10 protein-coding genes (1 of these 10 only partly in view) are annotated in these 12,195 nt (G+C 65.4%); 2 read left to right on the top strand and 8 right to left on the bottom strand.

Annotation, left to right across the window (positions count from 1 at the left end):
* The 8 genes from clpB to ACOEQ2_RS10170 all read right to left on the bottom strand — a co-directional run.
* On the bottom strand, positions 1 to 1,248 hold the beginning of the coding sequence (gene clpB / locus ACOEQ2_RS10205) for an ATP-dependent chaperone ClpB (RefSeq protein ID WP_419727876.1). The gene continues 1,347 nt to the left of window position 1, outside the view; only the first 1,248 of its 2,595 coding nucleotides appear in the window; its start codon is at positions 1,246 to 1,248; its stop codon lies beyond the left edge, outside the window.
* 158 nt (positions 1,249 to 1,406) lie between these two features.
* Positions 1,407 to 1,799 carry a flagellar biosynthesis regulator FlaF gene (locus ACOEQ2_RS10200; protein ID WP_419727875.1) on the bottom strand — a complete coding sequence of 131 codons (393 nt, stop codon included), beginning with the start codon at positions 1,797 to 1,799 and terminating at the stop codon, positions 1,407 to 1,409.
* A 59-nt stretch (positions 1,800 to 1,858) separates the two neighbouring features.
* The gene (locus ACOEQ2_RS10195; RefSeq protein ID WP_419727874.1) at positions 1,859 to 3,130 is read right to left on the bottom strand and encodes a flagellin; all 1,272 of its coding nucleotides are present in this window, start codon (positions 3,128 to 3,130) and stop codon (positions 1,859 to 1,861) included.
* 60 nt (positions 3,131 to 3,190) lie between these two features.
* Entirely contained in the window at positions 3,191 to 3,595 is a 405-nt protein-coding gene (locus ACOEQ2_RS10190) for a flagellar biosynthesis repressor FlbT (protein ID WP_419727873.1), read from the bottom strand.
* A gap of 96 nt (positions 3,596 to 3,691) precedes the next feature.
* A complete protein-coding gene (locus ACOEQ2_RS10185; RefSeq protein ID WP_419727872.1) occupies positions 3,692 to 4,765 on the bottom strand; it encodes a flagellin in 1,074 nt (357 codons plus the stop codon).
* Between the two features lie 7 nt (positions 4,766 to 4,772).
* Positions 4,773 to 6,308 carry a flagellar hook-associated protein FlgK gene (gene flgK / locus ACOEQ2_RS10180; RefSeq protein ID WP_419727871.1) on the bottom strand — a complete coding sequence of 512 codons (1,536 nt, stop codon included), beginning with the start codon at positions 6,306 to 6,308 and terminating at the stop codon, positions 4,773 to 4,775.
* Between the two features lie 81 nt (positions 6,309 to 6,389).
* Positions 6,390 to 7,757, bottom strand: coding sequence for a flagellar hook protein FlgE (locus ACOEQ2_RS10175; protein ID WP_419727870.1), 1,368 nt, complete (start codon positions 7,755 to 7,757; stop codon positions 6,390 to 6,392).
* 92 nt (positions 7,758 to 7,849) lie between these two features.
* A complete protein-coding gene (locus tag ACOEQ2_RS10170; protein WP_419727869.1) occupies positions 7,850 to 8,464 on the bottom strand; it encodes a hypothetical protein in 615 nt (204 codons plus the stop codon).
* Between the two features lie 1,357 nt (positions 8,465 to 9,821).
* Between ACOEQ2_RS10170 and ACOEQ2_RS10165 the strand changes: the two genes are divergently transcribed.
* Positions 9,822 to 11,327 carry a flagellar hook-length control protein FliK gene (locus ACOEQ2_RS10165; protein ID WP_419727868.1) on the top strand — a complete coding sequence of 502 codons (1,506 nt, stop codon included), beginning with the start codon at positions 9,822 to 9,824 and terminating at the stop codon, positions 11,325 to 11,327.
* Between the two features lie 18 nt (positions 11,328 to 11,345).
* Positions 11,346 to 12,173, top strand: coding sequence for a flagellar hook assembly protein FlgD (locus ACOEQ2_RS10160; RefSeq protein WP_419727867.1), 828 nt, complete (start codon positions 11,346 to 11,348; stop codon positions 12,171 to 12,173).
* The last annotated feature ends 22 nt before the right edge of the window (positions 12,174 to 12,195 follow it).

The following is a 12,195-nucleotide window of genomic DNA, read 5'->3' as shown; positions in this document are numbered from 1 at the left end:
GAGCTCGTCGAGCGCTTCGGGCTTGCTGTCGACCTGCATCCGGAGGCGGCTGGCTGCCTCGTCCATCAGATCGATCGCCTTGTCGGGCAGGAAGCGGTCGGTGATGTAGCGGTTCGAGAGGGTCGCCGCAGCCACCAGCGCACCATCGGTGATGCGGATGCCGTGATGCAGCTCGTACTTCTCCTTGATCCCGCGCAGGATCGAGATCGTGTCTGCGACCGTCGGCTCGCCCACGAACACCGGCTGGAACCGGCGAGCAAGGGCCTGATCCTTCTCGATGTACTTGCGGTACTCGTCGAGCGTGGTGGCGCCGATGCAGTGCAGCGTCCCGCGGGCCAGCTCCGGCTTGAGCAGGTTGGACGCGTCCATGGCACCGTCCGCGCGGCCTGCGCCGACAAGCGTGTGCATCTCGTCGATGAACAGGATCACCTCGCCCGCAGCGGTCTCGATCTCCTTGAGAACCGCCTTCAGCCGCTCCTCGAACTCGCCACGGAACTTGGCACCTGCCACAAGAGCACCCAGATCGAGTGCCAGCAACCGCTTACCCTTCAGTGCTTCGGGCACGTCGCCATTGACGATGCGAAGCGCCAGACCCTCGACGATCGCGGTCTTGCCAACACCTGGCTCACCGATCAGCACCGGGTTGTTCTTGGTGCGCCTGGCAATCACCTGGATGGTCCGTCGGATCTCCTCATCCCGGCCGATGACCGGGTCGAGCTTGCCGCTGCGCGCGACTTCGGTCACGTCGCGGGCATACTTCTTGAGGGCGTCGAAGCCGGCCTCGGCGTTCTCGCTGTTCACCTTCCGGCCCTTGCGGATCTCGGCCAACGCCCGCTCCAGCGCATGCTTCGGCGCCCCGGCCTGAACCAACGCACGACCGGCAGGTTGATCAGTCCCAGCTAGAGCGACCAGCAACCGGTCCTGAGCCACGAAGCTGTCTCCAGCTTTCTGGGCATCCTGCTGTGCACCGTCGAGCGCCCGAACCAGTTCTGGGGTCGCTTGTGGGTGGCCGGCACCTGCTCCCTGCACCTTGGGGAGCCGGCTGAGTTCGGCCTCGACGGCCAGCCGCGCTGCCTGCGGATCGCCTCCGGCCGCACGGATCAGCCCGGCAGCCGCGCCCTCTTCATCATCAAGCAGCGCCTTGAGCAGGTGCTCCGGCGTCAGCTTCTGGTGGTATTCGCGAAGTGCGATGGTTTGCGCTGCCTGGAGGAAGCCGCGCGAACGCTCGGTGAACTTTTCCAATTCCATGGCCCTGTCCCTTTTTGTCAGGCGACTGGTATCTGTGGATCAAGCGGGGCGACGTCCCTAGAAGGCAACGCCGATCGCCAGACCCACCGGTTAGGTGGTGTCTTCCTCTCTGCAGCTCAAGAGCATGTGTGAATGGGGCAGGCCGAGCGAGACCGGTCTCAACCGGCGAGCGCCAAACCTCCAGCCCATGGTGCCGAGGTCGGCTCAGCGTGATGGGCACGAAGACCGGCGATCATGTCCTCGTTGATCTGTACGAGCGTCTCGACAGTGCGGTTGTCGCCCATTGCCGCAATACTTGCACGCACAGCCCAAAAGCCGACTGTGGCGAGATCGGACTTCAGGATCTCCGGCAGCGAGTTGGTCGTGTTGCCGACGTCTTTCAGGAGCATCGACCAGAGCTGCTGGTTCTTGGCAAGCGCGCGCATGCGGATGCTCGGATCGCCGCCATGTACAAGCATCCGGTTGACGAACTCGAACGCAGCCGCCTCGGTTTCCCGCGGCGAAAGTGCCCCGCCCTCGGACCGCCGATACTGCTTTGCGCCGTAGCTCATGGAAAACCCCGTTCACTTGGGAGAGGCAGACCGGGCACTGCTGCCCGGCCTTGCTTGGGTTAGCGGAACAGCGACAGGATCGACGAGGACTGTGAGTTCGCGATCGAGAGCGACTGGATCGCCAACTGCTGCTTCGTCTGCAGCGAGGTCAGCTTGGCGCTCGTCGCCGCCAGATCCGCGTCGGTCAGGGCGCCGACACCCGACGTCAGCGCATCGCTGAGGTCACTGGTGAAGCTCTGCATGCCGGTGATCTGCTGCGTGGTGGCGCCCAGGTTGGTGCTGATGTTGGTCATCTTGTTGATTGCACCCTGGATCGTCGTGATGACAGCGGCACTTGCTGCCAACGTGGTTCCAGCCGAGATGTCTGCGGACGTAATTGCTGACGATGCGGTTAGACCTTTCCCGGTCACGTTGAGAGACCCATCGCTCTGCGTGACGGCGTTGTAGCCGTTGTTATTCATCGCAGTGACCAGGCTACCGAGCATCGTGCTCGTCGACTGGGAACCCGTGTCTACCAGAACAACCACAACATGGTTGGCGCTTGCACCTGACGTTTCCTGAGCAGTCGCAGTTGTCCCGGTCGCGTCGAACTCGAATGTGGTGGTGGTGCCGTCGCCATTGGTCAATTTGACGCCAGAGCCGTTTGCAAAGTCGGTTGATGAAAGAGCAGTGGTTGTGGCGATATTCACGCCAGTGGCCGAGCCCGTCAGAATGCTCTGGGTGGTCTGGCCCGCCCCTGCCGTCCCGCTCGCGATCACCGTATTGCCAGCGGCCATGCCCGTCGTCAGACCAAGCGCGTCGGTGAGGCTTACGGCCGAGCTCGAGGTGGCGGTGGCCTGATTCGCCACAGTCAGAAGGCTGCCCTGCAGGCCGGTGACGACGTTGAGCGCATTGTCGGCGGCGCCGCCCGCGTCGGCCTTGGTAGTCAGCAGGTTGATGCCATTGAATGTCGAATTGCGAGCGTAGGCATTAACCTGATTCAACGCATTTGCGACCTGGCTCTCCATCGTGGTCAAGGAGATGCCTGTCTGGCTCGACGTCGTGACCGTGTTCTGAAGGGTCTGCAGGGTCGAGAGAATGTCACCGGAAGCCTTGCTGGCCGTGTTCACGACCTGCGCACCGAACGCAAGGCTGTCGGACACGGCAGAAAGCCCGGCGATATTGCCGGTCATGGTCTGCGAGATGGCATAGATCGCTGGGTTGTCGGAGGCCGACGACACCTTCTTGCCGGTGGAGACCTGGTTCTCCGTGGTGTTCAGCATGGACGCGGTGGCAGACAGAGACTCAAGGGCCGCCATGGCGGCGGTGTTGGTGTTGATCGAAAGTGTCACGACGGTTTCTCCAGTGATGATTTACGGAAGCAGGAAACCACAAAAAGATTAACGAACTGTCTACGTGGCTTCAGAATTCTGGTTGGCATCAGCCTTTTCGTCGCGCACCATCAAGCGTAGCAGTTTGAGCGCCTTGTAAAAATCCTCGGCCTCAAAGGCTTCAGCAACGCTCAGTAGCGAGACCGCTGTAGTTCCAAGCGCCTGCTGTTGGAGAGCCGCCAGTCGCAGGCGCACGTCCGAGGCGGCTTCAGCACGATCCTCGGCAGGCCCGGCATAGGCGATCTGCAGCTTGTAATAGAGGAGACACAGGTCCGTGTCCGCCTCGCCGGGCATCATGATCTGCTTGCCGAACAGGAACCTCGCCTGGGACACCAGCTCGATCCGACACTTGTTCCGGAACAATATGGTCGCGCCATTCACGACCATCATCTCACCCTGCCGCAGTTCCAGAACGAGATGAGACATGAAGCACCGTATCCTTGTGGCAACCGGCCAGTTGCCGACGCAGACCGATTTTGCAGCAATGCCCTTAACAGCCCGTCAACAGCGAGCCGTTTGCGCTCAGAGATAAGCTGCGAGCGACATGCCCTTCATGTCTGCGATCAGGCTGTAGGATGCTTGAAGCTGGTTCTGCGTGGCCGTCAGCTGCGTCGACAGGCTCGCCGGATCGCTGTCCTTCACGGCGCCGAGCTGCTTCACGAGTGCGTCACTCATCTCGCCGAGCGATGCGGTCTGGCTGGTCAGGTTGTTCTGCGTCTGGCCCAGCGAGGTGACCTCGAGCCCAAGGCCGGCGCTCACCGCCGTCATCTGCGTGGTGGTGTCCTGCACCAGCGTCGTAAAGCCGGTGCTCGACGAATCCGCCTGGTCGAGGCTGCCGACCACCGCGAGGGCACGCATCAGGTCGCGGATGGGAGAGCCGGTCGAGGTGGCGCTGGCGGCTCCACCCGCGGTCGCGACGAGGCCGACGCCGACGTGCTGCTGGTTACCCACGGTGAGGCTGCGGCCGAGCGCCGAAGCGCTGGTCGCATCGGTGCTGAGGCTCGCGGAGAAGACGGATGCCGACGGGCCGTTGTCGGAGGCCGCGGTCACGGTTGCCGCCTCGGTCGTCGCGGCGCCATTGGTTCCGACGGTCGCAACGCTGGCGGCCACCGTCTGGAAGAACGTGCCGCTGGCGATAGTCGATGGATCGGCCACCGGCGCGCTGGTGGAATCGTTGCCTGCAAAGACGTACTCGGTGCCGCTCTGGGTGTTCAGCAGCGACGCGAGCTGCGTCAGGTCCTGGCGCGCCTGCAACGCCACCGCTGTCACGGTGCTGGCACTGGTCGTGCCTGCCAGGCTGGTGAGCGACGTCTGCAGGTTGGTGGCGATCGTGGTGATCCGGGACATCGCCGTCTGGGTTACGGAGAGCGTGTTCTGCGCCGACGTGATGTTGCTGGTCCAGGCGGCGACCTCGGTGATCTGCGGCTGGAGGCTGAGTGCTGCGTAGCGCTGGTCGCCGAGCCCGGCATAGCTGTCCGACAGGACGCCGGAGGAGACCTCGCCCTGGATCGTCGTCTCCTGGGTCGCGAGACGATCGACCGCGCCGGTCATCAGCTGCATCGACATCGGCGTGGTGGTGGCGTTCTGGATTGTCATGATCGCCTCACGTAATCGCTGCGAGAAGGGCCGCGAACATCGTCTGCACGCCGGAGATCACCTTGGCATTCGCGGCGTAGGCGTTCTGCAACGCGACGATCGACGCCATCTCGTCATCAACCGATACACCCGAGACCGTAGCCACCTTGCTGGCGAGCGCGGTCTGGACCGAGGTTTCATTGGCGAGGCCGGTGGTGGTCTGGTTGATCGTCGAAGCCTGGGCGCTGGTCAGCGTCGATGCCAGCGACACCAGGTCGGTTGTGCCGGAATAGGGCGTCGACAAGCTGCCATTGACGCCGAGGCCGGTGGAACCGGCAGCCGGCTGCGTCACGCCCTGCTGCACATTGGTGCCGAAGGTGTAGTCGAGCAGGCGGTCGATCAGCGTGGTGTCCGAGGTGCCGCGGGTCGGATCGATGGTGAATGCCGACGCACCCGCGGGATCGGCGGTGACGTCATGGCTGCCGTCGCGCACGATGCTGGGGTCGGCGGTCACCGCGGGATTGACCTGGATGACATTGGCGAACCCGACCTGGCCGGCAGGCGACGTGGCGGTCGTGCTCGCGCCGGGGAGGTTGCCGGCGCTGTCGGTGAACAGGGTCAGCCCCTGCGCATCGAAGCGCGTGGCGAGGCCGCTGGAGAAGGAATCCAGCTCGGCCTGCATGGTCGGCAGCGTCTGGTCACGCAGCACGAGGTTGGCGCCGAGCGAGCCACCGGTCAGGCTGGCGGTGACGTCGCGGCCGCCGATGGTGATGGTCGGGATCGACCCGGGATACGCATCGGAAACGCCGATCGTGGCATCGGTGGTGACAAGCGGGCCGCTGGTCGCACGCGTCGGCAGCGATTGGCCGTCCGCGGTGCTGACCAGCATGTCGCCGTTCGAAGTCTCCTTGTACTGGACCGACAGCACGCCGGACAACGTGGTCATGGCGGCCGCGCGCTGGTTCTCGAGATCCGCGGTGCTGACCCCGTTCATACTGCCCTGGGCGATCTTGTCCGACAGCGACCCGATCAGGGCCAGGCTCGCATTCGCGCTCGTCACGTCGTCGACCACCGCCTCCTGGGTGGCCTGGCGCTGCGTCTGGTAGGCTGCCGCCGTCGTCTGGATGCCCGCGGCGAGGGTACCGGCCGCTGCCAGTACCGCCTGTTGGCTGGGGGCATTGGAGGGGCCAGCCTCAAGCGTGATCAGGCTCGTCTGCAGGTTGCCGACTGCATCCGACAATGTGCCGCTACTGCCGGAACTTGCGCTCGTCGAACCCTGCAACGACAGGATCGGCGCCAATATGTTGCTGGTCGTGGTCAACGCCGAGACGGTGGCGTTCTGGGTGTAGAGGGTCGCCTCGAGTGCCGTGTTGACGGTCGTGCCGGTCAGCCCGATCAGCACGCCCCCAGGCTGCCCACCGGCGGTGCGGGAGGAGACGGACGACGTCTCCTTCGCATAACCCGCGGTGCCGGCATTGGCGATGTTCTGCGATGCGACTGCCATCTCGGACTGCAACGCCGCGAGTCCGCTCGCGGCGATCGTCATGGACGAGCTGAGGCTCATGAGGCACTCCTGGACCGGTTCGACATGCACTCCTGGCGCTCACCGCAGTGTGCCGGAAAGGCTCTAATGAAGCGTTAACGACTACTGCTTCATGGAGAGCACGGTCTGCAGCATCTCGTTCGCTGCGGTGACCACCTTGGCGTTTGCGCCGTAGGCCTGCTGGGCGACGATCAGCTTGGTGAGGTCGGTATCGAGGCTGGTGGTCGAGTTCTCCACCGACGACGTCTCGAGATCACCGGCGCCGTTCTCGCCGGACAGGGTTACCGTGGCCGCACCCGATGTAGATGTCGCAACGAAGGCCTCGCCATCCTGCGAGGCCAGCCCGTTGGAGTTGGCAAACGTTGCCAGCGGCACCTTGCCGACGAGCTGAGTTTCGTTGTTGTCGAAATTGGCGAGGATATTGCCATCGGAGGTCATGCTGATCCCCTGATAAACACCGGTCGTCACGCTGTCGCTGGTCGAACTGACGGGCGAACCATTGCCCGCGACGCTTGTGCCGGCAGCGGATCCGATCGCACCGAGACTGATGTTGAACGCGCCCATGTTGTTGGTGCTGACCGCCGGCACGCTGAAGCTGGCGGGCGTTCCGCTGGTGGTGTTCGCGGTGCCGCCGGCGGGCGTGATCGAGGCGAGGTAGCCGGTGGTGGGATCGAAGGAGACCGTCGCGGTCATCGTATTGCCTGGCGTGGCACTCGACTTGTCCACCTCTGCCGTCAGCGTCCAGGTGTTCGGCGCTCCGGTCTGGGTCCATGTTTCGTCCAGAGTATGTGGCGCTCCGGCGGAGTCGTACACGGTTGTCTGCGGTTGGCTTGTTGCGGTACTTAGAGCCGAACCACCCGACATGGCCGAGTCCGTGGGAAGCGTTGCCGCATCGGTGACGATGGTAGTCGGGGTCGGCCTGAACACCACGTTGGCCACGTTGATCGGTGCCAGCGTCGTGTTCAGCACGCCGTTCGAGGCATTGACCGAATAGCCTTTCAGGAACTCGTTCGAGGAGTTCACTAGGTAACCCTGCTTGTTCTCGGTGAAGTTTCCGTTCCTGGTGTAATAGGCGGTTGTCTTGAACGCCGGCGTAGTCGTCGTTGAGTCGCCGCTTTCTTCACCCACCGAAAAGAATCCCTTGCCCGAGATCGCCAGGGCCAATGCGTTGGTGCTCGACGTGATCGTGCCCTGCGCGTCGTTCTCGTTGGCGGTCGTGGCGCGGACGGTGCCGTTCGTGCCCTGTGCAGCACCGGATGACAGCACGTAATCGGAGAAGTCGGTTTCCGTTGCCTTGTAACCGACGGTCTGGCTGTTCGAGATGTTGTTGCTTATGTCGGTGAAGGCGTGAGACTGCGCCGTCAGGCCGCTATCTGCCGTGCTCAATGCGCCAAAGATCGACATGTCTGGTCTCCTGCCTGCGCACCGCGAAAAGCGTGCTCGGATCGGTAAGAGCAGAAAGCGTGCCACGCGATTTCTCGTGATCAGCTTGGAATTTCGGCTGATCGAGCGCGTGCATGGACCGTGACATAGCTGCCGGGCTGCAGAATTTGCCGGGCAGATCATGCCTCGGATGCCTGATCAAACAACCATCCACCAATGTTTAATACCGGATCGACGTGGCCCGATGCTTGCAGAAAGGTCGCCGAGGGAGCCGATGTCATGACACATGTAAGCAGCGAACTGAGACTTGCACTGCCGTTCAACGCGGGTGCGATTCTCGGCGCCGGCGGGCCGGGAGCCGCAACCAGCAGCCTCGTCACAAGGCCCGGGTCGCAGCCGCGCGTCGCCAACATCCCCTTCGTGACCTTGCTCGCCGCGAGTTGGGCTGCGACGGCGGCGGTACGAAACACGACCCCGTCGCCTGCCAGCATGGCGCCCCCGTCTTCATCGAACGTTAGCGACCCCGCCTTATCCTCGTCTCCTGTGCGGGAGCCATTGACGAGCTCAGCACTTGCCGTGACGGCGGTTTCCGTCGCGCCGATAAAGGATGCCCTGCCGCCAATGCCGCCCGGTCTCGCGAACGACACGATGCAGCCGATCCTGACGTCGCGCAGTTCTGCGCCGGCGCGAGCAGGCGTGTTGCGGACGATCGCGCTGCCCACTGATGCGGCTGCAACGGGCTTGCCGGCAGCGAGCAGGAACCGGTCGACTGCGACGAGTGCCGGCGCATCCACACCGCAGGCATCATCGTCGGCTGGAGTCAGCCCGGACTCATCGGTCGCTGCACCGGCCGATACCGATACCGGGGCGATTTTGGTGGATCAGCGGCTTGCAGCACCGGCAGCGCCCTCCACCGCGGGCCAGCCGACCCCAGGCACCAGATTTGCAACCACCAGGCCGGGCAACGAAGGCAAGCACGCACCGGTGGTGGACGCAGCGCAGACCAGCGACACTGTCTCCCTGCAAACCCTGCCGCCGGTCGCACCCGTCGCGATAGTAGTTGTTCCGCAATCACCTCCGAGCGGGATCGGACCAGCTCCGGCGCCGCAGCCGGTGATCGCGGCCACACGAGGAGCTTCGGCAGTCCCGCCCGCTTCCGGATCCGCACCGGTACATGGTCCTGCGGCAATGTCGTCAGAGACGGCGATGCTGACACCCGGGCAACCATCGGGCGCATCCGTTGAGGCTCCGATTGCGCCGGATACTGCGGACCGCAGGGCGCGCCCGCCGGTTACCGCTGCAGGAGCAAAGGCCGCGACCGCTCGACCTGCTTCTACACCGACCAAGACGGTTGCGGCGGCGCCGGGCCAGACGCAGACACAGCTGTCGGCAGCACCGGCAGATCCGGATGTGCTCCCGGCCACCAGGCCGATGGATCAGGCCAGCGTGAACCGCGCGGTCGACGCACCGGTGAGCGCCGTGGTGCGGGAACGCGTTGCCGATCAGGGACCGGCTGTTGCAGCCGTCCGGCTGACGGTATCGGTCACGCCACCACCGGCTGCATCTGGTCCTGTCCAGGGCCCTGATGGTGCGGGCGACCCCGTTTCAGCCAAGGCGATCGGTCCACACGAGGGAACCGCTTCCGCTCCGGAAACGAGGGGCGCGAACCAACCGACGCCACCGTCGATCCAGGCACCGCCTCTCGGGAGCGCCGGCGCCGAAAATGTTGACCCTGGCACGGGTCCCCAGTGGGTGGGCGCAGCCGGTCCCGGCCTGCAAGGCAACGCAGCCTGCCCCATGCAAGGCGTGGCGGCACCGACCCTGCCGTCGCCCCATACGGCGATTGTTGCCGCTCCAGCCGTCCTCGGCGTCCCGGTTCCGGGTCTCGCATCTGCCGAGATACCAGCGGCGCCGGGAGCACGACGCGCAGGCGTGGTAACCGACAGCCGGGGCGGCCAGCCAGGTGATGCCCCTCGGAATGCCGCAGAACCGGTCGTGCCGGCCCCCTCCGACCCGGAAATGTCATTCCGTGCAGTTCCCCCTGCCGAAGTCGCCGCTGCGCCGATATCGACACCGACTGCCAAGTCGCCCGCGGCAACCACCAGCCAGACCCTGCAGACGCCTGACCCCGTCCTGGGCGGTGCACCCCTGGTGGCACCCAAGCCTGACGCCCGGGTTCCGTCTGCAGCGTCACTGTCCGGCCCCGCTGCACCGGCCGATCGCATTGCCGATACCGCCCCGCTCGCCGCGATCGGCGTGCCACTTGCCGCAACTCCGGTCGTGGATGCGATGCCCCCTGAGGCAGCCGAACCGACGGTCGCGAAAGCCGGCACGCACGCTCCCGTGCCCACCAGCGGCCGGGTTCAGTCATTCCGTGCCCCGGTCGCGACCGATACCGGGTCGTGGCCGGACCTCGACTCCACGCTGGTGTCCGCAGCGCCGCCTGCCGGATCGGCCGCCCCGCCAGGACCCACCGCCGATCGCCCGTCGCCCGCCACGATCGGCGTGCCAGTCCTGGGGATCTCGAGTGTCGGAACGATCCTCCAGGCAGCGACCGGTTCTCCGACCCCCAAAGCCGCGATCGGGATTCCGGCACCGGCTCGCGGCGGGTCCGGATCGTTCCAGGCAACAGCTTTGGCGGCTGCCGGGGCCGGTGCCGACCAGGCCATCCCCCCGCCGGTCACGATTGCCACCGACCAGGGTGATGTCGCCGACTTCCACGCGATCCCGGCCAATCCGCCCGGGATATCCGCTGCATCCGTCGCCACCCCGACGCCGGAACCCGCGCAGACGCGCCCACGGCACACCGATAATCAGGCAGCGACAAGCGATGACGCCGGCGCGGCAGGGACCGTCATCGTCACGGGTGCGCCGACCGTCCCATCTGCAGGCGGCCCGCAGCCTGTCGTGGTTACGGCGCCTGAGACTTCCGGCGCGGGCCCTGCCGGCACCGGGCTGACCAGCCGGGCGTCGACCAGCGGCAACCCTGCCAGCATTGTGCCGCCGCCAGCTACCGGTCCGGCATCATCGCCTCCGGGCTCGATGATCACCGCTCTGGGATCGCCTGCGCCGGTCGATCCCGGCGCGGCACCCGAACAGGTTGCCGCATCCCTGCTCGTGCTGGCAGCCAAGCCGGACGGGAGCAGCCAGTTGGCTCTTACCCTCCACCCCAAGGAGTTGGGGACGGTCCATATCCAGCTCGACCGGAGTGCTGACGGGGTTACCAGGATCAACGTCACGGCCAGCAACCCGGCGACGCTGCGCAGCCTCATGAGCGATCAGGCGCACCTGCATGCCGCCCTCGATGCGGCAGCCGTTCCGTCGGCAAATCGTCACCTGAGCTTCGAACTCGGCGCGCCGTCGGCAGTCGTTGCGGTACGGGTTCATTCAGCCATACCCGCTGCCGCCGATCGGGCGCATGACGCTCTCTCCGGACAGCGCCCCGAGAGCCAGGCCGCACAGGACATGTCCGGCTTCCGCGGCTCGGACCAGCCTGGCGGGGGGGGATCGTCGAACGAGCGCGCCAGCACCTTCGCCAGAGCCCGCCCCGGTGCACCGGGAGACGCCGACGACGACACGTCGACCAGCCTGCAACCATCGTTCCTATCGAATTCCGCCCGAATGGCGCGGTCCAGCCGCGTGAACATAACCGCCTGACAGCTAAGGGAGCTTGCCATGAGCACGACCATCACGTCCGCCTCCGCCCTCCTTACGGCTGCCGAGACCGCAGCGAAGGCGGCCAACGCCACCAACATCGCCAACAGCACGGCAGCCACGGCAGCTCCATCCGGCGCGGATGCACTGTCGTCTCTGACCAGCAACTACAACGAGTTCCTGAGCCTGCTGACGGCGCAGTTGTCGCACCAGGACCCGACCAGCCCGATGCAGACCGACAGCTTCACCAGCGAGCTGGCGCAGTTTGCCGGCGTCGAGCAGCAGATCACCACCAACACCAACCTGACGCAGCTGTTGTCGCTCAACCAGGATACCCAGGTCAGCCAGAGCACCTCGCTGGTCGGTCGCCAGGCCGTGGTCGCCTCCTCGCAGATCTCGTTGCAGAACGGCTCGGGCGAGCTCCAGCTCAATCCCACCAGCGCCGGCACCGCAGAAATCGCCATCACCAACGCGGCCGGCACCGTGGTCAGGACGCAAAGCCTGACGCTCCCCACCGGCACCACCAACTGGACCTGGGACGGCAAGGACGATTCCGGCAACACCCTCAGCAACGGCAGCTACGATGCCGCCGTGGTGTCGACCGACGGCAGCGGCAACAGCATCAGCGTCCCGTTCAACGTGATCGGCACCGTAACCGGCATCGTCAAGAACGGCACCAACGGCGTCGACGTCGAGATGGGCACGACCTCGGTCGACATGAGCAAGGTGATGTCGCTGCTTGGCACCGCCACCGCCGCATCGACCACCACGCCCACGACGGCTGCCACCACAGCGGTCACGGCGGCGATCAACGCCGCGACCGGGGCTTCGACAACAACGACGTCCTGAGCCTGGCCGGGCTCGTCCGCCA

The organism is Lichenicola sp. (assembly GCF_965198575.1).
Classification (GTDB): domain Bacteria; phylum Pseudomonadota; class Alphaproteobacteria; order Acetobacterales; family Acetobacteraceae; genus Lichenicola.
This window is presented reverse-complemented; position numbering and strand designations above follow the sequence as displayed.

What these genes read in the sequence shown, in the direction of transcription:
- ACOEQ2_RS10200 (WP_419727875.1), bottom strand. Translation starts at nt 1,799, where the DNA reads ATGAGCTACGGCGCAAAGCAGTATCGGCGGTCCGAGGGCGGGGCACTT.
- ACOEQ2_RS10190 (WP_419727873.1), bottom strand. Translation starts at nt 3,595, where the DNA reads ATGTCTCATCTCGTTCTGGAACTGCGGCAGGGTGAGATGATGGTCGTG.
- ACOEQ2_RS10185 (WP_419727872.1), bottom strand. Translation starts at nt 4,765, where the DNA reads ATGACAATCCAGAACGCCACCACCACGCCGATGTCGATGCAGCTGATG.
- flgK (WP_419727871.1), bottom strand. Translation starts at nt 6,308, where the DNA reads ATGAGCCTCAGCTCGTCCATGACGATCGCCGCGAGCGGACTCGCGGCG.
- ACOEQ2_RS10160 (WP_419727867.1), top strand. Translation starts at nt 11,346, where the DNA reads ATGAGCACGACCATCACGTCCGCCTCCGCCCTCCTTACGGCTGCCGAG.